Raw genomic sequence first — 24043 nt, 5'->3', positions numbered from 1 at the left:
TTACTGGATCACCACCTTGACGATGCCGGTGAGGGCGATCTGGGCGAGGGAGAGGGGGACGAGGAGAGTCCAGGAGAGCTTCTGGAGCTGGTCCTCGCGCAGGCGGGGATAGGTGACGCGGAGCCAGATCACGATGAAGGCGAGGACTGCCGCTTTGAGAAGGGTCCAGACCCAGCCGAGGCCGTCGGCACCCCAGGGGCCGTGCCAGCCGCCCAGGAAGAGGACGGTCGTCAGGCCGCACAGAACCACGATTCCGGCGTACTCGGCGAGGAGGAAAAGAGCGAATCGGAGTCCGGTGTACTCGGTGTAGGCGCCGAAGATGATCTCCGAGTCGGCGACGGGCATGTCGAACGGCGGGCGCTGCAGCTCGGCCAGTCCGGCGACGAAGAAGACGATCGCGCCGACGATCTGCCAGGGCAGCCACCACCACTCGAAGGCGTCGAGGATGCCAGGGAGAGAGACCGTACCGGCCGCCATCGCCACGGATGCGGCGGTGAGCAGCATCGGGAGTTCGTAGGCGAGGAGCTGGGCAGCGGTGCGCAGGCCGCCGAGAAGGGAGAACTTGTTGGCGGAGGCCCAGCCGGCCATGAGTGAGCCGAGGACGCCTACGCCCATGACCGCCAGGACGAAGAAGATGCCCGCGTCGATGACCTCGCCGACCGCGCCCTCGCCCGGGCCGATGGGGATGGCGAGGAGGACGAGCAGGTAAGGGAGGAGGGCCACTGCGGGGGCGAGCTGGAAGATGCGGCGGTCCGCGCCCGCCGGGACGACGTCCTCCTTCTGCGCGAACTTCACGCCGTCGGCGACGAGCTGGGCCCAGCCGTGGAAGCCGCCGGCGTACATCGGGCCGAGGCGGCCCTGCATGTGAGCCATCACCTTGTGCTCGGTCTGGCCGATGATCAGGGGGAAGGTGAGGAAGACGACGAAGACGATCAGGAGTCGCAGGGTGACGTCGAGCACGTCGTTCACTGCGGGCCTCCTGCGGGGTCTGTGCGGTCGTGGGTAGGGGCTTCGGCGTCGTCGGAGCCTTCGTCGGCTTCGGAGGCTTCGGAGGCTTCGGAGGCTTCGGAGGCTTCGGGGGTGGCTGCGGAGTCGGGTGCGCCGGGCTCGGGGGTGGGAGCGGCAGCCGTGGCTTGCTGAGTTCCGGGGGCCTCTTCGCCGGATGCCGCTTCCGGTGCCTCCGATGCATCTCCCTCGGCGGACGTGGCGGGCTCTGCCTTGGCTGCGGTCTTCGACGCGGACTCGGACTCAGTCTGCGGCTCAGGCTCGGCTCGTTGCCTGGGGTCCGGCTCGTCGAAGGCCGGGCGGGCGTGGTGCCACGGGGCGTCCGGGCTGCGCGGGGCGGCGGGGGGTTTCGCGGTGGACGAGAGGGTTGTCGAGGGACTGGTCGAGGAGGTTGACGAGGGCGTAGCGGCTTCGTCGGCCGCAGTCGTCGACGCTGCATCGGAACCCGCCGCATCAGACCCCACCGCGTCGGTAGCCGCCGCGCTGGCCGCCACATCGGGCGCTGCCGCATCGGACGCCGCCCGCTGGCTCGCGGAGCCCTGCGAGGCGCTGCGGGATCGGCGGGGGCCGACGGGAGTGGCACCCGTTTCCGGGCTCTGCGATGCCGAGCCTTCGTTCGCGCTGCGCGCACGCCGCGCCGGTGGGGTGCTGCTCGCGGCCGTCGCCTCCTGCCCGTCACCCGCTCCGGCGGCCGGCGTGGCCGGCGAGGTGTCGGCTGCCGCCGTAGACGCGCCCGTCTCCGCCGAGGGCTCGGCTCCAGGAGCAGCCGTCTGGCCGGCCGAACCCTCTGCCGCTGTACGAGCACGCCGCGCCGCACCGGCTGAAGGCGCTCCAGCCGCCGAATCCGGCCCCTGCTGACTCGCCGACCCCTCAGCCGCCGTACGCGCACGACGCACCGCACCCGCCGCCGGAGCTCCACCAGCCGTTGCCCCCGCCGCCGGAGCCCCACCAACCGTTGCCGTCGGCGCCTCGCCCTGGCTCGCCGAACCCTCCGCCGCCGTGCGGGTGCGCCGTACCGGCCGGTCGCCGGCCGCCCGTGCCGGACGTTCCCCCGCGGCGCGCCCCGCGCCCCTGGCCGGGCGGGCCGGGGCAGGGGGGAGCTGGCCCTTCAGAGGGCCCCATTCGTTCGGGTCGGGGACGCCGGGGGGCAGCATCTGGCGGCGCTTCGGGCCGCCGTGTTCGGACTCGCCGGGTTCCTTGGCGCCGGGCCAGGCCTTGGCGACGCGGGCCGCCAGGACGAAGTCCTTGCGGAGGGGGTGGCCCTCGAAGTTGTCCGGGAGAAGCAGGTGGTCCAGGGCAGGGTGGTCGGTGAACGCCACGCCGAACATTTCGTGCGTCTCGCGTTCGTGCCAGGCCGCGCCCGCGTACACGCCGACCGCCGAGGGCAGCGCAGGCGCCTCGTGCGGGACCGTCGTACGGACGAGCAGGCGCCGTACCGGAGACAGGGCAGCGACGTGGGCCGCGACGCGGAAGCCCGTGCCCGGTTCGTCGACCGCGCTCAGCCAGTCGAAGTAGGTGCAGCCCAGCGCGTCGCGGGCCGTCTCCAGCGCCGCGATCCAGGACGTCGGGGGCACGTCGACCGTCAGGACCTCGTACGACTCCTCGGCCGTGGCCTCGGGGCCGAAGAGGTCCACGACGGGGGCGGGCAGCCAGCCGATCGTCGTCATCGGTGGGCCTCCCCCGCGCCGGCGCCACTGGTGCCGCTACCACCGGCATCCGGCGCACCCGGAGCCTTGACCAGCCCGCTCTGCAGCGCCGCCGTGGACGGACGGGCCGTCTCGCCGTACCGCTCCCCCAGCGACTCCCGCGCGATCTTCTCCTGGAGCTTCAGGATCCCCTGGAGCAGCGCCTCGGGGCGCGGCGGGCAGCCGGGAACGTACACGTCCACCGGGATGATCTGGTCGACGCCCTTGGTGACGGAGTAGGAGTCCCAGTACGGGCCGCCGCAGTTGGAGCAGGCCCCGAAGGAGATGACGTACTTGGGCTCGGGCATCTGTTCGTACAGGCGCTTCACGGCCGGGGCCATCTTGTCCGTGACCGTGCCGGAGACGACCATCAGGTCGGCCTGGCGCGGGCCGGGCGCGAACGGGATCACGCCGAGGCGGATGAAGTCGTGGCGGGCCATCGACGCGGCGATGAACTCGATCGCGCAGCAGGCGAGGCCGAAGTTGAAGACCCAGAGGGAGTAGCGGCGGCCCCAGTTGAGGATCACCTTCATCGGCTCGGGCGCGAGGCGGGCCAGCGCGCCCAGCCGCTTGGGCTCCGGCAGCAGAACCGGCTGCTGCCCATCGGTGTCTGGCGTCACGTCCATGCCAGGACGCCCTTCTTGTATGCGTAGAGCAGGCCCACGGCCAGGAAGCCGAGGAAGATGAACATCTCCACGAGCGTGGTCGCGCCGTAGCCCGGGTCGGCGAAGACCGTCGCCCAGGGGAACAGGAAGATCGAGTCGATGGCGAAGATCACGTAGAGGAAGGCGTAGACGTAGTAGCGGACCTGGGTGTGGGCCCAGCCCTCGCCTACGGGGTCGACGCCGCACTCGTACGTCAGGAGCTTCTCGGGCGTGGGGACCATGGGGCGCAGCAGGCGGCCCGCCCCGAAGGCGACGGCGACGAACAGGACGCCGACGACGGCCAGCAGTCCGACGACCGAGTAGGACTGGAAGTAGTCCGCCGAGACGACGACGTAATGCACATCCGCCGCGACGACGACGGTCTGTTCCGACACGTCCGCCCCTCGCTCCCTGACCTCGTGACCGATGCCCAGGACCGGACCGGTCCCAGAACCTGAGCCCGAACCAGTCCCTGTAACCAGTGTCCTGCTGCTTGTGAACTCGTGAACACCGCTGTTCGACGATCTGTACGCACGGGAGTCTAGGCCCTGCTAAAGACACCGTAAGCAGCCCGTCACGCGTTGAGATCCCCTCGAGATGCGACGGCCGGGCGACCGGCCGGTCACACGGCCCTATGCCGGCCGGGGGGCGGGGTGGGGATTTCCCCCGGCGACGGGGGCGGCCCGCCTCATGGCGCGGTGGCGTACCGCGCGGCACGCTAGCCCATATGACCGAACGCCCCAGCCCTTCGCGGGACGCCTCCGGGCGGTCCGACAGCGAGCAGCCGCCGCTGCCGCCCGCCCGTTTCGCCTACGACCGGCACACCTGGAAGGAGATCGCGCACCTCCTGGCGAACCTTCCGTTGTCGCTGCTCGGCTTCATCTATGTCGTGACGGTGCTGTCCACCGGTGCCTTTCTGACCCTGACGGTGGTCGGGTTCCCCCTGCTCGCGGCCGGGCTGATGGGCGCACGGCAGTTGGGCAAGCTCGAGCGGGCACGCGCGCGTGCGCTGCTCGGGGTGCGGGTGGACGAGCCGAGTCCGCTGCCGTTGCGCGGCGGCAAGGACGGCTTCTTCCCGCAGCTGTGGCTGGCGCTGAAGGACCCCGTCGGCTGGCGCACGATGCTGTACGACTTCATCCGGCTGCCTTGGGGCATCCTCACCTTCACCATCACGCTGACCTCGCTGTTCGTGCTGTGGCCGGTGCTGCCGTTCATCGCGCGGGGCCTGACGAACGCGGACCGCGCGATGGTGCGCGGCCTGCTGTCGCCCTCCGACGAGCTGGAGCGCCGTATCGCCGAACTGGAGTCGGACCGGGGGGTTGTCGTGGATACGGCGGCCGCCGATCTGCGGCGCATCGAACGCGATCTGCACGACGGCGCGCAGGCCCGGCTGGTCAACCTCGCCATGGGGCTGGGCCTGGCCAAGGAGAAGCTGCTGGAGGATCCGGACGCGGCGGCGACGATGGTCGCGGAGGCGCACGGCGAGGTGAAGCTCGCGCTGCAGGAGCTGCGGGACCTGGCGCGCGGCATCCATCCGGCCGTACTGACGGACCGAGGCCTGGACGCCGCTCTGTCGGCGGTCGCCTCGCGCTGCACGGTGCCGGTGAAGGTGACCGTCGACCTGCTGTCCAGACCGGTGGCGGCCATCGAGGGCATCGCCTACTTCACCGTCTCGGAGCTGCTGCAGAACATCAGCAAGCACAGCGGGGCGAAGTCGGCGTCGGTCGACGTGTGGCGCTCGGACGAACGGCTGCTCATCCAGGTGTGGGACGACGGTCGCGGGGGTGCGCGCCTCGACGGCGGCACGGGCATGCGCGGGCTCGCCGACCGGCTGGACGCCGTGGACGGCCTGTTCGTCATCGAGTCACCTCAGGGCGGTCCTACGACCGTGACGGCGGAACTGCCCTGGCGGGACCGCGTCCCCGGGCAGGGGTAGGGAAAACCCCCCGTTCGAGACGCCGACGGCCTCCATGGTCCCTGGACCTGCGGTCGAGCAGGGTGGAAATACGACGGCACAGCCCCGGCGGCGGGGCTGACGGGACGAGGAGAACGGACGACGCCGATGGCCACGGAGTACGGACAGGGCTACGGGCACGGGCTCGGTCACGCCGAGCGCGGCCTCCCCGAGCACGGCGGCGAGCGACGGCACCGGCTGCCGGCCGGGCTGCGGGCGCCGTTCGAGACACGCAGCTGGCGCGAGTTCGGATACGTGCTGCTGAGCCTGCCGATCAGCATCGTGCTGTTCGTGTACGCCGTCACGATGGTGTCGCTGGGCGTGGGCCTGCTGGTGACGTTTCTGGGCATCCCGGTGCTGGCGGCGGGGCTCGCCGGCTGCCGTGGCTTCGGGGCGCTGGAGCGGGCACGCGCGCGTGCGCTGCTGGACCTGGAGGTGGCCGACCCGGAGCCGCTGCGGATGCGCCGGAGCGGCTTCATGGCGTGGATGGGCGCCGTACTGAAGAGCGGGACGTCGTGGCGGAGCCTGCTGTACGCGGTGCTGCACTTCCCGTGGGCGGTGTTCTCCTTCGTCGTCGCCGTGAACGTGTGGGCGTACGGCTGGGCACTGCTGACGTATCCGCTGTGGTTCTGGGTCTTCCCGGTGTGGGCCGGTCAGGACGGCCTTCAGCTGTACGGCGACGAGACCCACCACATCTACCTCGACAACCCCTTCGAGATCACGGTCACCGCCCTGGTCGGACTGCTGTTCACGCTGGCCACACCGTGGATCGTGCGGGCGCTGACGATGGTGGACCGGCTGCTGGTGCACGGCCTGCTCGGACCGTCGCGGCTGGCCACGCGCGTGGTGGAGCTGGAGTCGGACCGGGGTGTCGTGGTCGATACGGCCGCTGCCGACCTGCGGCGCATCGAGCGCGACCTGCACGACGGTGCCCAGGCCCGCCTGGTGGCCCTGGCCATGGATCTGGGCCTCGCGAAGGAGAAGCTGACGGAGGATCCGCAGGCCGCCGCGCGGATGGTGGACGAGGCGCACGGCGAGGTGAAGACGGCGCTTCAGGAACTGCGTGATCTGGCACGCGGGATCCATCCGGCGGTCTTGACCGACCGTGGGCTGGACGCGGCCCTGTCGGCGGTGGCCTCGCGGTGCACGGTGCCGGTGGAGGTCCAGGTCGACCTCGATGAGCGGCCGGTGCCGGCGATCGAGGGGATCGCGTACTTCACGGTGTCGGAGCTGCTGCAGAACATCAGCAAGCATGCGCGGGCCACGTGGGCTGCGGTGGATGTGTGGCGGGTGGAGAACCGGCTGATGTTGCAGGTCGTGGACAACGGGGTGGGGGGTGCCGCCGTCTCCGGGGGGTCGGGACTGGCCGGGCTGACCGAGCGGTTGGACGCGGTGGACGGGATCTTGGTGGTGGACTCGCCGGTCGGGGGCCCTACGCGGGTTACGGCTGAGCTTCCCTGGCGGACCGTGTAGTTCGGGTGTGCCGTTCGACCCACTGAGGTGGGGATCCGGCTCCGGTTGGTTCGGGGCCGGACTCCCGTTTGTTCGCAAGCACTCCCTGAGCACTCCCCGAGCACTTCACGAGCGCTCCCTGAGCACTCCCTGAGCACTTCACGAGCATGCGCCCCGGAGTCGCCCCCTCCGCGCCGCGCGATCCGAACTGCGGCGGGCAGGTTATCCACAGGCCCGGTGCGGGAGGGCCGATCGCGGGATACTGAGGTCGCGAGGGACGACAGGGCCGGGGCACGCTCGGCCGAATGCCAAGGCTCGGGGGGCCGAGGATCGTGGAGGACAGGGTGCGGGTGGTCATCGCCGAGGACTCGGTGCTGCTCAGGGAGGGGCTGACCCGGCTGTTGACCGACCGTGGGCACGAGGTCGTGGCGGGGGTGGGGGACGGCGACGCGCTGATCAAGACCATCACAGAGCTGGACGGACAGGGCGAGCTGCCGGACGTGGTGGTCGCGGACGTACGGATGCCGCCGACGCACACGGACGAAGGAGTGCGGGCGGCCGTACAGCTCCGCAAGACACATCCCGGACTCGGGGTGCTCGTACTGTCGCAGTACGTGGAGGAGCGGTACGCCACGGAGCTGCTGGCCGGGTCCAGCCGTGGAGTCGGCTATCTGCTCAAGGACCGGGTGGCGGAGGTTCGGGAGTTCGTGGACGCGGTCGTGCGGGTGGCCCAAGGGGGTACGGCCCTCGATCCGGAGGTCGTCGCCCAGTTGCTCGGCCGCAGCCGTAAGCAGGACGTGCTCGCGGGGCTCACGCCACGTGAGCGGGAGGTCCTAGGGCTTATGGCCGAGGGGCGGACCAACTCGGCGATCGCCCGGCAGCTGGTGGTGAGCGACGGAGCGGTCGAGAAGCACGTCAGCAACATCTTTCTGAAGCTCGGACTGTCTCAGAGCGATGGTGATCACCGACGTGTTCTGGCGGTGCTCACCTACCTGAACTCCTGACGATCTGACACTGTGTCAGAAAACCGGGATCTGCCGAGACCGAGGCCTAGAACCAAAGAACGAGCGGGGAGCGTCTTCAAAGAAGCGCCGGGGGGCGTGTAAATCATGACAAGTCTGGGTGGCGAACCATCTCAAATCCATGTCCGTCATGCGAATGGCCCGGGGAGGGCGACCTTTGCGGACGTAGGGTTGATCCTGGGAAGGCTTGCGGGAAGGCCATGCCCAGACACCCGTCTTAAGGGAGGTCCAGTTCAGTGACCAGCCAGGTCAGTAGCCCAGCGGAGCAGGCTGACGAAGCCGTCGTGGGAGAGCAGCGCAAACCGGCAGGGACGAAGGACGTCCGCCGGCTGGACCGGGTGATCATTCGTTTCGCGGGGGACTCGGGCGACGGTATGCAGCTCACCGGCGACCGTTTCACCTCGGAGACGGCATCCTTCGGCAACGACCTGTCGACACTGCCGAACTTCCCGGCGGAGATCCGCGCCCCCGCAGGCACCCTGCCGGGCGTGTCCTCCTTCCAGCTGCACTTCGCCGACCACGACATCCTGACCCCGGGCGACGCACCGAACGTGCTGGTCGCGATGAACCCGGCGGCCCTGAAGGCCAACATCGGCGATCTGCCGCGCGGCGCGGAGATCATCGTCAACACGGACGAGTTCACCAGACGGGCGATGCAGAAGGTGGGCTACGACGCCTCACCGCTGGAAGACGGGTCGCTGGACGGCTACAGCCTCCATCCGGTGCCGCTGACGACGCTGACGGTGGAGGCGCTGAAGGAGTTCGACCTCACGCGCAAGGAGGCCGAGCGCAGCAAGAACATGTTCGCGCTGGGCCTGCTGTCGTGGATGTACCACCGGCCCACCGAGGGCACCGAGAAGTTCCTTAAGTCGAAGTTCGCCAAGAAGCCCGACATCGCGGCCGCCAACATCGCCGCCTTCCGCGCGGGCTGGAACTTCGGCGAGACGACCGAGGACTTCGCCGTCTCCTACGAGATCGCCCCGGCGACGACGGCCTTCCCGGTCGGCACCTACCGCAACATCTCCGGAAACCTCGCCCTGTCCTACGGACTGGTCGCCGCGTCCCAGCAGGCGGACCTGCCACTGTTCCTGGGCTCGTACCCGATCACCCCGGCCTCGGACATCCTGCACGAGCTGAGCCGGCACAAGAACTTCGGCGTACGGACCTTCCAGGCCGAGGACGAGATCGCCGGCATCGGCGCGGCGCTGGGCGCGGCCTTCGGCGGCTCACTGGCGGTGACCACGACCTCCGGTCCCGGGGTGGCCCTGAAGTCCGAGACCATCGGGCTGGCCGTGTCGCTGGAGCTGCCGCTGCTGGTGATCGACATCCAGCGCGGTGGGCCCTCCACCGGCCTGCCGACCAAGACCGAGCAGGCGGACCTGCTCCAGGCGATGTTCGGCCGCAACGGCGAGGCACCGGTGCCGATCGTCGCCCCGTGCACGCCGGCCGACTGCTTCGACGCGGCCCTGGAGGCGGCGCGGATCGCGTTGACGTACCGCACTCCGGTGATGCTGCTGTCGGACGGCTATCTGGCCAACGGCTCGGAGCCCTGGCGGATCCCGGAGCTGGACGAGCTGCCGGACCTGACCGTGCAGTTCGCGCAGGGGCCGAACCACACCCTGGAGGACGGCAGCGAGGTCTTCTGGCCGTACAAGCGCGACCCGCAGACCCTCGCCCGGCCGTGGGCGATCCCGGGCACGCCGGGCCTGGAGCACCGGATCGGCGGCATCGAGAAGGAGGACGGCACGGGCAACATCTCGTACGCCCCGGCCAACCACGACTTCATGGTCCGCACCCGCCAGGCCAAGATCGACGGCATCGACGTGCCGGACCTCGAGGTCGACGACCCGCACGAGGCGAAGACGCTGGTGCTGGGCTGGGGATCGACGTACGGCCCGATCACGGCCGCGGTCCGCCGGCTGCGCACGGCCGGCGAATCCATCGCGCAGGCGCATCTGCGCCACCTGAACCCGTTCCCACGCAACCTGGGCGTGGTACTCGGACGCTACGAGAAGGTGGTGATCCCCGAGATGAACCTCGGTCAGCTCGCCACCCTGGTCCGGGCGAAGTACCTGGTGGACGCCCACTCGTACAACCAGGTCAACGGCATGCCGTTCAAGGCGGAACAGCTCGCCAAGGCGCTCAAGGAGGCCATCGATGGCTGAGACGTCCACGGAAGGCACGGGCACGATCGAGGCGCTCTCGCTCGTCCCCAAGGCCGAGGCCCGCCAGTCCATGAAGGACTTCAAGTCCGATCAGGAAGTGCGCTGGTGCCCCGGCTGCGGTGACTACGCGATCCTTGCCGCGGTCCAGGGCTTCATGCCGGAGCTGGGCCTGGCCAAGGAGAACATCGTCTTCGTCTCGGGCATCGGCTGTTCGTCCCGCTTCCCGTACTACATGAACACGTACGGCATGCACTCCATCCACGGCCGCGCCCCCGCGATCGCGACGGGCCTGGCCACATCGCGGCGGGACCTGAGCGTATGGGTGGTGACCGGTGACGGTGACGCGCTGTCGATCGGTGGCAACCACCTGATCCACGCCCTGCGGCGCAATGTGAATTTGAAGATCCTGCTGTTCAACAACCGGATCTACGGCCTGACGAAGGGCCAGTACTCGCCCACCTCCGAGGTCGGCAAGATCACCAAGTCGACGCCGATGGGCTCGCTGGACGCGCCCTTCAACCCGGTGTCGCTGGCGATCGGCGCGGAGGCGTCCTTCGTGGCGCGCACGGTGGACTCCGACCGCAAGCACCTCACCCAGGTCCTGCGCGAGGCCGCGGCCCACAAGGGCACTGCGCTGATCGAGATCTACCAGAACTGCAACATCTTCAACGACGGCGCCTTCGAGGTCCTCAAGGACAAGCAGCAAGCCGAGGAGGCGGTGATCCGCCTCGAACACGGACAGCCGATCCGCTTCGGAACCGACGGCGCGCGGGGCGTCGTACGGGACGCGCAGACCGGTGACCTGAAGGTCGTCACCGTGACACCGGAGAACGAGTCGCAGATCCTGGTCCACGACGCCCACTCCGCGTCCCCGACTACGGCCTTCGCCCTCTCCCGCCTGGCCGACCCGGACACCCTGCACCACACACCGATCGGCGTGTTCCGCTCGGTGGAGCGCCCGGTGTACGACACCCAGATGTCCGACCAGCTGGACACGGCGATCGAGCAGAACGGCAAGGGGGATCTGGGCGCGCTGCTGGCGGGTGGGGACACCTGGACGGTGGTGGGCTGACACTCGACGACGCGAACGCGTGAGGGCCTGGGTGCGCTGCGGCCACCCAGGCCTTTCTTCGTCACGTGTCGGGGATGTCCTTCTTGGCGCGGACGAGGGTGTCACGTGTGATGACGACGATGCGCTCGTAGTCGGCTCGGGCCGCGTCCGCGGGGAGGAGGGGGTCCAGGTCCGCGGTGGCTTCGGTGCCGATGACGGCGAAGTTGCCGTCGCTCAGCTCGAAGATGTCAGGGCAGTTCGCGCCCGACGCGCTTCCCCGCAGGCGCGGGGGGTCTCCGAGGCGACGGACGATGTGAACGGACGATGCATCCATACGGATCAGGCCTCCTCAGCGAGTCTGCGACTCGGAGTCAGGGCCTACGACCCACCACTCGTCCAGGTCGTCCAGCCGCTCGTCCATGATGGCGTCGACGGCCCTGCCGACCCGCGCTTCGAAGGAGTCCGCGGGCAGGTCCTCCCGTCCGTGGACCGACCGCTGCCAGTACTCCACGAAGACGGGGCTGCGGCGCAACACCTTCAAATGGCCGAGGAGCTCACTGCGGTCGAGGACGCCGACCCGGTGGGCGAGCAGAATGAGCCCGTACTGCGCGTTGGCGTTGAACATCTGCCGACGCTTCTCGTCGGACAGATCCGTGAAGGTGCTCAAGGCGTCGGCGAGGGACGGATCGTCGATCGCCCGGTCAAGCCGCTGCAGCAGGAACCCGTGCAGCTGGATCAGGTTCGCGCGGTGCATTTCCTCGGCCAGCCGGCCAGCCGCCTCCGTCATGCGGCCGAGCAGCTGAACGGCTTGCTCAAGCAGCTCCTGCACGGGCGCTTCCCGCTCTTCGTGGTTCGGCACAGCCATGCCCCGCCCCCGATCCGATGAGAGACAACGCTTCCCACCCCCAGCGTGCAAGCGGGCGTGGGAAGCGGAAAGAGGGCGCCAGGACGAGCATGCAATTCAGGAAGCGCCCCGGCGCGCGTCGTACGCCTCGCGCGCCTTCTGCACCTCCCCCATCCGCTCGCTGGTCCACAGCGCCAGCGCCCGTACCTGCTGCGCTGCCTCCCGGCCCAGGTCGGTCAGGGAGTAGTCGACTCTCGGGGGGATCACCGGCTTCGCGTCGCGGTGGATCAGGCCGTCGCGTTCCAGGGTCTGGAGGGTCTGGGTGAGCATCTTCTCGCTGACCCGGCCGATCGCGCGGCGCAGTTCGCTGAAGCGGTAGGGGCGTTCCAGGAGTTCGATCAGGACGAGGACGCCCCAGCGGCTGGTGACGTGCTCCAGGACGAGGCGGTAGGGGCACATCTCCTCACCGACGACGTACTTGCCGGTCGTCGCGCTGGTCGCGTTCGCTGTCGCGCTTGCCGTCGTACCGGTACTCACTGCCATGCAAGTACCTTACTTCAAAGTGGGTACTTTCGCTGAGTTAGCGCACCTCCTAGGGTTAGTGCCAACACACCCCACAAGGAGTTCTGATCATGAGCATCGTCGTCACCGGAGCCACCGGCCACCTGGGCCGCCACGTCGTGGAGCAGCTGCTGGAGAAGGTTCCGGCCGACCAGGTCACCGCCGTCGTCCGCACCCCCGAGAAGGCCGCCGACCTGGCCGAGCGCGGCGTGAAGATCGCAGTCGCCGACTACAACACCCCCGACACCTTCGACACGCTGTTCGCGGCCGGCGACAAGGTCCTGCTCATATCCGGCAGCGAGGTCGGCAACGACCGCGTCGGCCAGCACACGGTCGTCATCAACGCCGCCAAGGCCGCCGGCGTCGCACTCCTCGCCTACACCAGCGCCCCCGGCAGCCTCACGGCCGCGCTCGCCGACGACCACCGCGGCACCGAGAAGGCGCTCCTGGAGTCCGGCCTGCCGTACGTGCTGCTGCGCAACGGCTGGTACCACGAGAACTACACCGAGAACCTCGCCCCGGTGCTCCAGTACAACGCCGTCACCCACGCCGCCGGCGAGGGCCGCGTCTCCTCCGCCTCCCGCGCCGACTACGCGGCCGCCGCCGTCGCCGTACTGACCGGCGAGGGGCACGAGAACAAGACGTACGAGCTGGGCGGCGACGTCGCGTGGAGCTTCGCCGAGTACGCCGCGGAGCTGAGCCGGCAGAGCGGCAAGGAGATCGCCAACAACTCCGTGTCCGTCGAGGACCTCGTAGGCATTCTGACCGGCGCGGGGCTGCCCGAGCCGCTCCCCGCGATCCTGGCCGGCGTGGACGCCAGCATCGAGAAGGGTGAGCTGGCCATCGGCAGTGGGGACCTGTCCCGCCTGACCGGCCGTCCGACCACTCCGATTGCCGAGTCGATCGGAGCCGCGCTCAAGGGCTGAACTCCCCCGGTGCACGCTGAGCTCTCCCGGGGCGCACCGGACTCCCCGGGGGCGCGCTGAACTTCCCCCGGGGCGCCTTGAGAGCCACACCCCCGCCTGTCATGACCGTATGGCGATACGGACATGACAGGCGGGGGTGTTCGGCGTTACCTTCGTGCGAGCCGTCGTAAGGGCGCGGCCGGATGAGGGTGCGAGGGAGGGGCCGTGACCGGGAAATCGGGCGGCGAGCGGCACATAGGAGTGCTGAACGGCTTCGCGGCATATGGGATGTGGGGGCTGGTTCCCCTCTTCTGGCCCCTGCTGAAGCCCGCCGGGGCGGTCGAGATCCTCGCCCACCGGATGGCCTGGTCCCTCGTCTTCGTGGCGATCGCGCTGGCCGTCGTACGGCGCTGGGCCTGGGCCGGTGAGCTGATACGGCAGCCGCGGCGGCTGGCGCTCGTCGCCGTGGCCGCGGGTGTGATCACCGTCAACTGGGGCCTGTACATCTGGTCCGTGAACACGGGCCATGTGGTGGAGGCCTCGCTCGGGTACTTCATCAACCCGCTCGTCACCATCGCGATGGGCGTCCTGCTCCTCAAGGAACGGCTGCGCCCCGCGCAGTGGGCGGCGGTCGGCGTCGGCTTCGCGGCGGTGGTCGTGCTGACCGTCGGGTACGGCCGGCCACCGTGGATCTCCCTCGTTCTCGCCTTCTCCTTCGCCACCTACGGGCTGGTGAAGAAGAAGGTCAACCTCGGCGGAGTCGAGTCGCTGGCCGCGGAGACCGCGATCCAGTTCCTGCCCGCCATGGGATACCTGGTGTGGCTGACCACGCGCGGCGAGTCGACGTTCACGTCGGAGGGACCCGGGCATGCGGCGCTGCTCGCGGCCACCGGCGTCGTCACCGCCGTGCCGCTCGTGTGCTTCGGAGTGGCCGCGATACGGGTGCCGCTGTCGACGCTGGGGCTGCTGCAGTACCTGGCGCCGGTCTTCCAGTTCCTGCTCGGTGTCCTGTACTTCCACGAGGCGATGCCGGCCGAGAGGTGGGCCGGGTTCGCGCTGGTGTGGCTGGCGTTGACGTTGCTGACGGCGGATGCGTGGCGCTCCGCGCGGCGGAACAGGTTGGCCGAGTTGAGCGCGCCTCGGGTCGAGAAGCCGACGCCTGCCGTTGCGGACGCCTGACCTGGGGCGCCGGCCGCCGCCCGCAGGGCGACGCTGCCGCCCCCTGGCCCCGCTTCGGCCCTGAAGGGGCCCCATCAAGAGCCCCGCCAGGCACCCCGCCAGGCGCCCCGTCAGGCGCCCCGTCAGGCGCCCCGTCAGGCGCCCCGTCAAGACTTGGCCACGGGCCTCGCCAGGGGCTCGCCCTCAAACCCCGGACGGGCTGAGACGTCACCGGCGATTCCCATTGCCACCCCGCTCGCGCCCCCCTATGAGTGGTCGCATGACTCAGGCACCCGAACCCGCACCCACCCCCACCTCCGCCCCCACCCCCCTCCACTGGAAGCTCGTGGTCGACTGCGCCAACCCCCAGTCCCAGGCCGACTTCTGGGCCGCCGCGCTGCACTACGAGGTCGAGGACAACGGCGCGTTCATCGAGCGGCTGCTGGAGCTCGGCGCGCTGCCGCGGGAGGCCGTCGTCGAGTTTCACGCCCGCCTCGCCTTCCGGGACCTGGTGGCCGTACGGCATCCGGACGACCCGTACGACCAGGACAGCGGCACCGGGCTGGGGCGGCGACTGCTGTTCCAGCGCGTACCGGAGGCGAAGACCGTCAAGAACCGGCTCCATCTCGATCTGCATGCGCCGGCCGGGGAGCGCGAGCGTGAGGTCGAGCGGCTTCAGGCGCTGGGAGCGAGTGTGCTGCGGCAGGTGAAGGAGCCGGGCGGGGAGTGGGTGGTGATGGCGGATCCAGAGGGGAACGAGTTCTGCGTGCAGTGAGGAACACAACGCAGGGTTTTCCCTATCCGAACTCCAAGTCCGAGTAGCGCTCTTGACGGAGAGTCAGGCTCACCCTCACCATCCAGGCACCCCATTCACTGTGGATCCCCTGTGGTCACCCCACGGGGGTCCCCCTGGAATTCGGAGCCCCCCACATGAAGCTCCCCGTCTCCTGGCGCGCGTCGGCGACCGCCGCAGTCGCGGCTGCCACGCTCCTGACCAGTGGATCCATAGCCGGCGCGGCATCCAAGGCCGACGTCGAGGCCGCCGCCGCACCGGACATACCCGTGGCGAACGTCAAGGCCCACCTCACCCAGCTGCAGTCCATCGCCACCGCCAACGGCGGCAACCGCGCCCACGGCCGCCCCGGCTACAAGGCCTCCCTCGACTACGTGAAGGCCAAGCTGGACGCCGCCGGATACACCACGGCCATCCAGCAGTTCACGTCCTCCGGCCGTACCGGCTACAACCTGATCGCCGACTGGCCCGGCGGCGACACCAACCAGGTCGTCATGGCCGGCTCGCACCTCGACAGCGTCTCCTCCGGCCCCGGCATCAACGACAACGGCTCCGGTTCGGCGGCCGTCTTGGAAACCGCGCTCGCCGTGTCGCGGGCCGGCTACCAGCCCACCAAGCATCTGCGGTTCGCCTGGTGGGGCGCGGAGGAGCTGGGGCTCGTCGGGTCGAGGTACTACGTCAACAACCTGTCCTCCGCCAACCGCGCGAAGATCAGCGGCTATCTGAACTTCGACATGATCGGCTCACCGAACCCCGGCTACTTCGTCTACGACGACGACCCCGCGATCGAGAAGACCTTCAAGGACTACTACGCCGGCCTCGGCGTCGCGACCGAGATCGAGACCGAGGGCGACGGCCGCTCCGACCACGCACCGTTCAAGAGCGCGGGCGTGCCGGTGGGCGGGCTGTTCACGGGGGCGAGCCGTACGAAGACCGCGGCACAGGCGGCCAAGTGGGGCGGTACGTCGGGGCAATCCTTCGACCGCTGCTACCACTCGTCCTGCGACACCACGTCCAACATCAACGACACCGCCCTCAACCGGAACAGCGACGCCGTCGCGCACGCGGTGTGGGAGCTGTCGGAGTAAGCCGCTGAACCAGTGAGCCACTGACTCATTGGGTCACTGGGTCACTGACTCATTGGGTCACTGACTCACTGATCCCCTGATCAACTCCTTGGCGGTTCGGCCGATTTGGCGGCTCGGGCGGCGAGGCGGTCCATGCGGGCGCGGGCCGACTCCAGCTCCTCGATGTCCTCGGCGGCCGGACCGCCCTCGGCCGTGAGCTCGGTCCACAGGCCGAGCAGATCCCGGCCCAGGTCGAGACCCCGTGCCGGATCCCGTACGGCCCGCCAGGCCGTGGCCGCGCCCAGGAGACTGCTGTAGGCCGCCTCCGCGTCCCGGGTGTGGTGGTGAGCCCGGGCCACGCCGAGGGAGAGCCCGAACGCCTGCACCGGATCGCCCGCCAAGTAGGCGGCGTACGCGGCGAGTTCACGCATCCGCAGCACCTCGGGATGCGCCGCCCCCAGCACCGCGGACGCCTCCGCCACGGTCCGCTCCGCAAGCTCCGTCGCCTCCGCCGCCCGCCCCGCCGTCACGGCCTCGTTGATCCGCGCCAACGGTTCAGCGAAGGGCGAGGCGTCGGCGGCGGTGGGCACCCCCTCCCCGAGGACGGCTTCGGCCACGGCATCGAAGCCGCGGGGCGGGGTGGACATGGGGTCGGGGTCAGGGTCCGAGACGTGGATGGGCTCGGGTTCGTCTGCTTGCGGTACGAGGGTTCGTGGCCCGTCGACTTGCGGTACGTCGACCGGCAGCGGCCTCGCGTCCATCTGGGGCGGTGGACCGAACTCCCCCAGCGGCGGCGCGACCGTGCCGGGCACGGCGTCCCGCACCGGCTCGGGCAGCGCGCGCAACCGGAACGTGGGCGAGGCGTCCTGCACAGCGCTCGGCAGGGGTCGTAGGACATGGGTGGGTTTGTCCCGATACGGTGTCGGGCCGGGGGCGGGCGGCTCCGCAGGTAGCCGTACGGCATCCCCCGGCGGCGTCGGCTCCCCCGGCACGCCCTGCAGCGCCGCCGCTTCCGGCGCTCCCGGTGCTCCCGGTGCTCCCGGTGCTCCCGGCGGAGCCGTCCGTACGGGCTCGGCGCTGAAATGGCTGGAGCCGTCCGCGTCCACCCGCAGCGGAACGACGTAACCGATGCGCTCGTCGTGGACCGTGGCATGCACGGCGTGGCCGGCGGCGAAGGCGATGCGCTGGAGGTGGGCCAGAACGACGTGCTGGATCTCCTCACCGGGCGCCGCGGTGACGGGGACGCCGCCGATCGACGCACCGTCGGCGCCCGGACCGGCGGCGGGGACGCGCACGTCGATCGGCGTGGCCACGGGGGCCGCCGAGGCCGCGGCGCGTTTCTGTTCCCGCTTCTTCGCGCGGCTCAGTAGAGACATCGCTTCCCTCACTCGCATGCGTCGGGGAGTTCGCGGACGGCGCACTCGGGTTCCATGGTGCTCCCTCCCGCGGTCGGGCTCCGCTTCCCGGCGTCAAGGTCCGGTCGTACAGGTCCTACACGTCGTTCACGTCGCTCACGTCGTTCACGTACTGTCGAGTCTCTCCGGCCGCGCGCCGCGCGGACGTCACCGTGGCGTCACAGACTCGTTCCAGGAGCTTGTGCCACGTCACAGCGTTCTCATGCCTGACCCGAAGATCGGTGGCGTGACGAGGGAGGAGTGCGGGCATGCGGACTGACATGCACGTGCAGCAGGGGCAGCCGGAACCGGGGCCGAAGATCTGGATCCGCGGGCCCGTGGCCCTGCCGGAGGAACCGCCGCCGCCCTCCCCTTCTGCCGCCGTGCCCCGGCGCTTCTCCTGGGTCGGCACGCACGGTGGGGCGGGTGTCTCCACGCTCGCCGCGGTCTACGGCGGTCACGACTGCGGCCGTAACTGGCCCGGGCCCGCCGATCCGCCGTCGGTGCTGCTCGTCGCCCGTACGCATGCGGCTGGGCTGGCCGCCGCCCTGAACGCCCTTGAGGTGTTCCGGCGCGGGCACGCTCCGCACGGGCTCGATCTCGATGCCGTCGTCCTCGTCGCGGACGCGCCGGGGCGGCTTCCGCGGCCGCTCGCCGAGCGCGTCAAGGTGATCGAATCGGTCATCGACGTGTACCGGGTGCCGTGGGTCCCCGCGTGGCGGCTGGGCGACCTGAGCGGACAGCCGCCTCGGGAGGCCGAGGCGTTGGCGCGGCTGACGGGGCGCACTCGCTGAGGTTGGAGGCGCGCGGGGCCGGGCTGCGAGTTCACCCTTGCGGGGGTGGCCTCCCGGAGAATCAACCCATGACGACCGCACCCGGCGCCGCTCCCGACCCCGACCCTCGCCCGGACCCTGACGCCGCCCCCGGCCCCCTCCCCGACGCCGACCCTGATCCCGGCCCCGCGCCCGCACGCGCCCCCGCGCCCGCGCCCGCGCCCGCCACCCTGTCGGCCGTGGAGATCGCCGCAGCCGTGCGCTCGCGGACCCTCCGTGCCGTAGATGTCGTCGCGTCGGCGCTCGAACGGATCGAGCGGGCCGACCCCGTCCTGTGCGCCTTCCTCGAGGTGTGGGGCGAAGAGGCGCTTCAGCGGGCCCGCGAGGTGGACGCACGGGTCGGCGCGGGTGAGTGGCTGCCGTTGGCCGGCGTGCCGATCGGGGTCAAGGGGCGGCATGGGCTGCGTGCGGCGGGTCCGCTGCTCGCGGCGGGGTGTGTGGCGGTGGGGGCGACATCCGTTCCGGGGCCGGGAACTCCCTGGCAGACCTGGGGGCTTGGCCGGTACGGCCGTACGGTCAACCCCTGGCGGTACGACCGTACGCCGGGCGGCTCCTCCGCCGGTTCCGCGGCGGCTGTGGCGGCAGGGCTGGTTCCGCTTGCGACCGGGAGCGACGGGGCCGGGTCGGTGCGGATTCCGGCGGCGTGGTGCGGGGTGGTCGGACTGAAGGCCGGCAACGGGCGGTTGCCGTCGGCCGACCGTACGGGTCTGGCGGCGCCCGGGGTGTTCGCTCGGTGCGTGGAGGACGTGGCGGCGTACTGGGACGTGATGTCGGGGGCCAACGAGGGGCGGGCCACCCCATCGGTCTCCTTCGACCGCGACGAGCCACCCGGTCCCGGCGCGCACGACAGGCCGGTCGGCCGGTACGACGACGTCCCGACCGCCGTATGGTCCCCCGACCTCGGCTTCGACTCCCCCGACCCGGACGTCGTAGCCGTCGCCCACTCCGCGGCCGTACGGCTCGCCGAGGCCGGTGCGATACGGCTCGTACGCCTCCGGGCTCCGCTCCGCCTCGACGACCCGGCTCCCGCATGGCTCGCCTTGCGAACCCCGGGCGCCGACCCCGCCCCCGACCCTGCCCTCGCCCTCGCCCACCGCATCCGGGCCGCGAACGACAGCCGCCTTGCCGCCCTGTTCGCCGAGGCCGGGCTACTGCTGACGCCGACCGCCCCTACCCCGCCACACGGCCACGACGGCCCTGGTGACCGGTACTCCACCGCGCTCACCTGGGCGTTCAACCTGAGTGGCCATCCGGCAATCAGCATCCCGGCGGGGTTCGGGCCCGACGGGTGTCCGGTCGGCCTACAGGTGGTGGCGGCGCACGGGCGGGAGAGGGTGCTGCTGGATGTGGCGAGCGGGCCCTGGACGGGCGGGCCCTGGACAGGTACTTGCGTACGCATATAATGCATGAGCGAGTAATTGCCGTACGCCGACCATCTGGGGGATCCCATGACCCGCCGCTTCCTGTTCGTCTTGGGCAGCAGCCGCAACGAGGGCAACACCGAGCTGCTGGCCCGCGAGGCCGCGGAGCAGTTGCCGGAGAGCGTCGAGCAGCAGTGGATCAGTCTCGCCGAGCACCCGCTGCCGGACTTCGTGGACCTGCGGCGCGACAGCGACCATGTGCGCCCGCCCGCCGGAAGCACTGCCTCGCTGCTGCTCGACGCCACGCTCGCCGCCACCGACATCGTGATCGCCTCGCCGTTGTACTGGTACTCGGTGTCCGGTCTCACCAAGCGCTACCTGGACTACTGGTCGGGCTGGCTGCGCACCCCCGGCATCGACTTCAAGGCGACGCTGGCCGGGCGCACCCTCTGGGGCATCACCGCACTCGCCCACCCGGAGACCGAGGTGGCCGACCCGCTCGTCGGCACACTCAACAACTCGGCCGCGTACATGGGTATGCGCTTCGGCGGCGTCCTGTCCGGCAACGGCAGCAAGCGTGGTGACGTACTGAACGACGTGGAGGCGCTGGCGCGCGCCAAGACGTTCTTCGCGCAGGAGGCACCGCTCGCCCGTTTCCCCTACGAGGCCGGCTGAGCGCCTCTCAGGCCGTGACGTCCTTCGCCGTGAACCGCGCCCACGCGGCCGAGCCGAACACCGCCGCGTACAGGGCCTGTATCCCGAGGTTCTTGACCAGTTCGTCCCAGTAGACGGGGTCGCGCATGAGGTCGGCGAAGGACAGCCAGTAGTGGGAGAAGAAGTACGGCTGGAGCGCGTGCAGCTGGGGTATCTGGTCGAGGATCTGGACGGTGATCAACAGGCCGACGGTCGTCGCCATCGCCGCGATACCGCTGTTGGTCAGCGTCGAGACGAACAGGCCGAGGGCCGCCACGCCTATGAGTGACGCGGCGACGACCAGGGCGATCAGCAGGGCGCGCCCCAGCCCCTCGGCGAAGCTGATCCGGGTGCCGGAGATGGTCGTCAGGTCACCGAGCGGGAAGAGCAACGCCCCGACCGTGAGTGCCGAGAGTGCGACCACGAGGGTGGCCACCAGGCAGAAGGCCATCGTGGTCGCGTACTTGGTGAGGAGCAGGCGGGAGCGGCCGGCGGGGGCGACGAGCAGATAGCGCAGGGTGCCGGCGTTGGCCTCGCCGGCTATCGCGTCGCCCGCGATGACGCCGATCGCCATCGGCAGGAAGAACGGGAGCGTCGCGGCCAGTGCGGTGAAGACCAGGAACAGGCCGTTGTTGGTGATCTGCGAGATGAAGGCCGGGCCGCCGCCACCGCCGCCGGGGCCGGCCGCCCCGCCGTCGCTCGTCTCGATCTTCACGGCGATCCCGACCAGGATCGGCACGGCGGCCAGGACGGCGAGCAGCGCGAGCGTGCGCCAGCGGCGGAAGGTGGTGAGCAGTTCGCTGCGCAGGAGACCGAAGGTCCACAGCGGGCTGACCTTTCGGCCGCCTTCGATCGCGCTGCCCGGTCGGACAGCTTCAGCCTGCGGCATCCGGTCGACTTCAACCCGCGACATCGAACCCCTCCCCCGTGAGTGCCACGAACGCGTCCTCCAGAGAGGCCCGTTCGACGCCGAAGCCACGCACCCGGACCCCGGCGGTCACCAACGCCGCGTTGACGTCGGCGAGATCACGCTCCGGCGGCTCGGCGGTCACCCGGTCGTCGGTGATGACGACGTCACCGGCGCCCTGCTCCTTCAGCACCCGGGCCGCGTCCCCGGTGTCGGGCGTGGTCACGACGAGCCGGCCACGCGTCCCGGCGGCCAGCTCCGCCACCGCGCCCTGGGTGATCAGCCGGCCCTGCGCCATCACCGCCGCGTGTGTGCAGACCTGCTCGATCTCGTCGAGGAGGTGGGAGGAGAGGAAGACGGTCGTGCCGTCGGACGCCAACTCTCTTATCAGGGAACGTATTTCACGCATCCCCTGTGGGTCGAGGCCGTTGGTGGGCTCGTCGAGGACGAGGAGCCTGCGCGGCTGGAGCAGCGCGGCCGCGAGCCCCAGCCGTTGCTTCATGCCGAGCGAGTACGCCTTGGCCTTCTTGCCCGCGGCGGCCGTCAGGCCCACCCGGTCCAGCGCGGTCGCGACGCGGGTGCGCCGGGTGCGCGGATCGGCGGTCGGGTCGGCGGCGTCGTAGCGGATGAGGTTGTCGCGGCCGGAGAGGAAGCCGTACAGGGCGGGGCCCTCGATGAGCGCGCCGACGTGGGGCAGTACGGCGCGCGCGGACCGGGGCATGGGCCGGCCGAGCACGCGCGCGGTACCGGAGGTGGGCTCGATGAGGCCCATCAGCATGCGGATGGTGGTGGTCTTGCCCGAGCCGTTCGGGCCGAGGAACCCGAAGACACTGCCCACCGGGACGGTCAGATCGAGACCGTCCACGGCGAGCTGCCCGCCGCGGTAGCGCTTGGTGAGCGCACGGGTGGCGATCACCGTACCGACGTCGTCGACCTGGTCGGCCCCGTCGGCCCCCTCGACCCGGTCGGCCCCGTCGGCCCCGTCGGCTCGGTCGGTCCGGTCGGCCTGATCGACCCCGTCGGTGTCCGCGGCGGGCAGTTCCTCCATGGGCTCCTCAGGTTTCTCGATTCGTGGTGCGTGTACGGCGGTCGGTGCCGGGCTACTTCGCCGAGTCGGCCGCCTTGACGAGCGCGTCCTTGTCGACCGCGCCCACGTAGACCTTGCCGTCGTCCGTGATCAGGGCGTTGATCAGGCGGGTCTTGAAGACCGTGCCCGAACCGAACTTGCCGGTGACCTTGTCGCCCAGGGAGTCGAGGAAGCCGCCCATGTCACCGCCGACCTCGGCGCCGGAGGGGACGCCCTCGCCACCGGTGTCGAAGACGGCCACGGAGTTCCAGCCCTCGCCTATGACCTCGGGACCGCCCTCGGCCGCCTTGCCCAGCTCACCCTCGGACTTCGGGCCACCGAACTCCTTCTCGAGCTCCTTGCGGAACTCGTCCTCGGACTTGGTGCCGCGGTGCTCCGGAGCCTCGCCTTCCAGCTCGCCCTCCTCGGTGACCTTCGCACCCTTGGGCGGGGTGAAGTCGAAGGTCGAGGCGGCCGGCTTGGCGAAGCTGACCTGCGTGAAGCCCGCATCGATCACGGCCGCGCCGCCGCTGGACGGGGTCAGCGTGAACTTCAGCGGCATGCCGGTCTTGGCGTCCACGGCCACGGTGATCGCGCCAACCGTGGTCCCGGACTGCTTGGGCTTGATGAGCAGCCGGTACGCGTCCCGACCCGCGACCTGCGCGGTGCCGTCGACAGTGACGGACGTGGTGTCGTCCACCGCCTTGAGGGCTTCCTCGGTGAGGTCCTTGGGAGTGGCGGGTACCTCTTCGGGCTTACCCTGCTTGTCCTGCTTGTCCTGCTTGTCCTTCCCGGCCTGCGCCTCTTCGGCGGTGCCGTGGAAGACCTCGTTCGACTTGCTGTCGTAGCCCCAGATGTCCTTGCCGTTGTGGATGAGGCTGTACTCGGAGGCGTTCTCCAGCAGGGAGAGCTTCTGCTTGTTCTCGCCGTCGAGGGCGACGCGCAGGGTGTGCGTGCCGGACGCCAGCTCGGTGAGCTTGGCGGACGGGTCGGCGGACGATCCGTCACCCGATCCCGACGCCATGGCGCCGGAGGCGAGGCTCGACTCCAGCCCGCCGAGGTCCGGCAGACCCAGATCGGTGGTGATCTTGAAGGTGCCGGACAGCTGCTGCACGTCCGACTGGCCGATCTTCTCGATGAGTTGCTGCGCGGTGATCTCCGGCAGGTCCGGGTCACCGGAATCGGCGATCGCCGGGACGAGCCCGATGGTCGCCGCCGCGACTCCCACGACCGTGACCGGGACGACGTACCGCGCGGCCTTGCGCCGTCCGGCGCGCAGGTCGTCGACCTCCCCGGCGGTCGTACTGTCGTCCGATGCGTACGGTGCCATGTGTGCCTTACCTCCGTCGTCGGCGGCGGCTGCTCGTCTCGTTTCCTCGCCCGCGAGTCTCTCGACCCCGCACTCGTCCACCCCTGAGCCGCCATTCTCACCCGAATCGGTGAGGAGTGGTGATTTCCGTGGTTTCCATCTGACCAAATCCGC

Annotated in this window: 23 protein-coding genes; 12 read left to right on the top strand and 11 right to left on the bottom strand. The window is 70.4% G+C overall.

All coding sequences use genetic code 11. The features are described from left to right. From EHO50_RS22960 to EHO50_RS22945, 4 genes are read right to left on the bottom strand one after another with little or no spacing between them, the layout of a single operon-like run. The gene (locus EHO50_RS22960; protein WP_128433050.1) at positions 1-969 is read right to left on the bottom strand and encodes a complex I subunit 1/NuoH family protein; all 969 of its coding nucleotides are present in this window, start codon (positions 967-969) and stop codon (positions 1-3) included. Further along, positions 966-2672, bottom strand: a complete 1707-nt coding sequence (locus EHO50_RS22955; protein ID WP_128433047.1) for an NADH-quinone oxidoreductase subunit C — start codon at positions 2670-2672, stop codon at positions 966-968. Before EHO50_RS22955 ends, EHO50_RS22960 begins: the two co-directional genes overlap by 4 nt. Beyond that, positions 2669-3316, bottom strand: coding sequence for an NADH-quinone oxidoreductase subunit B (locus EHO50_RS22950; RefSeq protein WP_128433044.1), 648 nt, complete (start codon positions 3314-3316; stop codon positions 2669-2671). The genes EHO50_RS22955 and EHO50_RS22950 overlap by 4 nt, the downstream gene beginning before the upstream one ends. Beyond that, on the bottom strand, positions 3307-3729 hold the full coding sequence (locus tag EHO50_RS22945) for an NADH-quinone oxidoreductase subunit A (RefSeq protein ID WP_128433041.1): 423 nt from the start codon (positions 3727-3729) through the stop codon (positions 3307-3309). The genes EHO50_RS22950 and EHO50_RS22945 overlap by 10 nt, the downstream gene beginning before the upstream one ends. A 332-nt stretch (positions 3730-4061) precedes the next feature. Here EHO50_RS22945 and EHO50_RS22940 point away from each other — a divergent pair, with 332 nt between their 5' ends. From EHO50_RS22940 to EHO50_RS22920, 5 genes are all read left to right on the top strand, one after another. Then, complete coding sequence (locus EHO50_RS22940) at positions 4062-5270, top strand: sensor histidine kinase (protein WP_128433039.1); 1209 nt, start codon at positions 4062-4064, stop codon at positions 5268-5270. 126 nt (positions 5271-5396) lie between these two features. After that, the gene (locus tag EHO50_RS22935; protein WP_128433037.1) at positions 5397-6761 is read left to right on the top strand and encodes a sensor histidine kinase; all 1365 of its coding nucleotides are present in this window, start codon (positions 5397-5399) and stop codon (positions 6759-6761) included. A gap of 284 nt (positions 6762-7045) precedes the next feature. Next, the gene (locus tag EHO50_RS22930) at positions 7046-7744 is read left to right on the top strand and encodes a response regulator transcription factor (RefSeq protein WP_281288234.1); all 699 of its coding nucleotides are present in this window, start codon (positions 7046-7048) and stop codon (positions 7742-7744) included. A gap of 254 nt (positions 7745-7998) precedes the next feature. After that, the gene (locus EHO50_RS22925; protein ID WP_128433034.1) at positions 7999-9927 is read left to right on the top strand and encodes a 2-oxoacid:acceptor oxidoreductase subunit alpha; all 1929 of its coding nucleotides are present in this window, start codon (positions 7999-8001) and stop codon (positions 9925-9927) included. Next, complete coding sequence (locus tag EHO50_RS22920; protein WP_128433031.1) at positions 9920-10999, top strand: 2-oxoacid:ferredoxin oxidoreductase subunit beta; 1080 nt, start codon at positions 9920-9922, stop codon at positions 10997-10999. The genes EHO50_RS22925 and EHO50_RS22920 overlap by 8 nt, the downstream gene beginning before the upstream one ends. A 61-nt stretch (positions 11000-11060) precedes the next feature. Here EHO50_RS22920 and EHO50_RS22915 read toward each other — a convergent pair whose 3' ends face one another. The 3 genes from EHO50_RS22915 to EHO50_RS22905 form a co-directional block, all read right to left on the bottom strand. Next, positions 11061-11312 carry a hypothetical protein gene (locus EHO50_RS22915; RefSeq protein ID WP_128433028.1) on the bottom strand — a complete coding sequence of 84 codons (252 nt, stop codon included), beginning with the start codon at positions 11310-11312 and terminating at the stop codon, positions 11061-11063. A gap of 15 nt (positions 11313-11327) precedes the next feature. Further along, a complete protein-coding gene (locus tag EHO50_RS22910; protein ID WP_128433026.1) occupies positions 11328-11843 on the bottom strand; it encodes a DUF6082 family protein in 516 nt (171 codons plus the stop codon). A gap of 96 nt (positions 11844-11939) precedes the next feature. Then, positions 11940-12365, bottom strand: coding sequence for a winged helix-turn-helix transcriptional regulator (locus EHO50_RS22905; protein ID WP_128433022.1), 426 nt, complete (start codon positions 12363-12365; stop codon positions 11940-11942). An 89-nt stretch (positions 12366-12454) separates the two neighbouring features. On the opposite strand from EHO50_RS22905, the gene EHO50_RS22900 reads away from it, so the two are divergent. The 4 genes from EHO50_RS22900 (at position 12455) to EHO50_RS22880 (ending at position 16327) form a co-directional block, all read left to right on the top strand. Beyond that, a complete protein-coding gene (locus EHO50_RS22900; RefSeq protein ID WP_128433020.1) occupies positions 12455-13309 on the top strand; it encodes an SDR family oxidoreductase in 855 nt (284 codons plus the stop codon). 204 nt (positions 13310-13513) lie between these two features. Further along, positions 13514-14467 (top strand): EamA family transporter RarD, encoded by a 954-nt coding sequence (gene rarD, locus EHO50_RS22895; RefSeq protein WP_128433017.1) that lies wholly within the window; start codon positions 13514-13516, stop codon positions 14465-14467. Between the two features lie 259 nt (positions 14468-14726). Further along, positions 14727-15221 carry a VOC family protein gene (locus EHO50_RS22885; protein WP_128433011.1) on the top strand — a complete coding sequence of 165 codons (495 nt, stop codon included), beginning with the start codon at positions 14727-14729 and terminating at the stop codon, positions 15219-15221. Between the two features lie 155 nt (positions 15222-15376). Beyond that, positions 15377-16327 (top strand): M28 family metallopeptidase, encoded by a 951-nt coding sequence (locus tag EHO50_RS22880; RefSeq protein ID WP_128433008.1) that lies wholly within the window; start codon positions 15377-15379, stop codon positions 16325-16327. 80 nt (positions 16328-16407) lie between these two features. Here the strand turns inward: EHO50_RS22880 and EHO50_RS22875 are convergent, their stop codons facing one another. Continuing rightward, a complete protein-coding gene (locus tag EHO50_RS22875; RefSeq protein WP_128433005.1) occupies positions 16408-17682 on the bottom strand; it encodes a tetratricopeptide repeat protein in 1275 nt (424 codons plus the stop codon). A 287-nt stretch (positions 17683-17969) separates the two neighbouring features. Between EHO50_RS22875 and EHO50_RS22870 the strand changes: the two genes are divergently transcribed. From EHO50_RS22870 to EHO50_RS22860, 3 genes are all read left to right on the top strand, one after another. After that, positions 17970-18494 carry a DUF6668 family protein gene (locus tag EHO50_RS22870; RefSeq protein ID WP_246101348.1) on the top strand — a complete coding sequence of 175 codons (525 nt, stop codon included), beginning with the start codon at positions 17970-17972 and terminating at the stop codon, positions 18492-18494. A 68-nt stretch (positions 18495-18562) separates the two neighbouring features. Next, positions 18563-19936, top strand: a complete 1374-nt coding sequence (locus EHO50_RS22865; RefSeq protein ID WP_128433002.1) for an amidase — start codon at positions 18563-18565, stop codon at positions 19934-19936. Between the two features lie 45 nt (positions 19937-19981). After that, a complete protein-coding gene (locus tag EHO50_RS22860; protein ID WP_128432999.1) occupies positions 19982-20569 on the top strand; it encodes a flavodoxin family protein in 588 nt (195 codons plus the stop codon). A 7-nt stretch (positions 20570-20576) separates the two neighbouring features. Here the strand turns inward: EHO50_RS22860 and EHO50_RS22855 are convergent, their stop codons facing one another. The 3 genes from EHO50_RS22855 to EHO50_RS22845 are packed head-to-tail and all read right to left on the bottom strand — an operon-like array spanning position 20577 to position 23890. Further along, the gene (locus EHO50_RS22855; RefSeq protein ID WP_128433476.1) at positions 20577-21476 is read right to left on the bottom strand and encodes an ABC transporter permease; all 900 of its coding nucleotides are present in this window, start codon (positions 21474-21476) and stop codon (positions 20577-20579) included. A gap of 10 nt (positions 21477-21486) precedes the next feature. Next, positions 21487-22542 carry an ABC transporter ATP-binding protein gene (locus EHO50_RS22850; protein WP_164904916.1) on the bottom strand — a complete coding sequence of 352 codons (1056 nt, stop codon included), beginning with the start codon at positions 22540-22542 and terminating at the stop codon, positions 21487-21489. Positions 22543-22594: 52 nt separating this feature from the next. Beyond that, complete coding sequence (locus EHO50_RS22845; RefSeq protein ID WP_128432996.1) at positions 22595-23890, bottom strand: LolA family protein; 1296 nt, start codon at positions 23888-23890, stop codon at positions 22595-22597. Positions 23891-24043 lie beyond the last annotated feature (153 nt).

This window comes from Streptomyces cyaneus (assembly GCF_004028635.1).
GTDB lineage: Bacteria > Actinomycetota > Actinomycetes > Streptomycetales > Streptomycetaceae > Streptomyces > Streptomyces cyaneus.
This window is presented reverse-complemented; position numbering and strand designations above follow the sequence as displayed.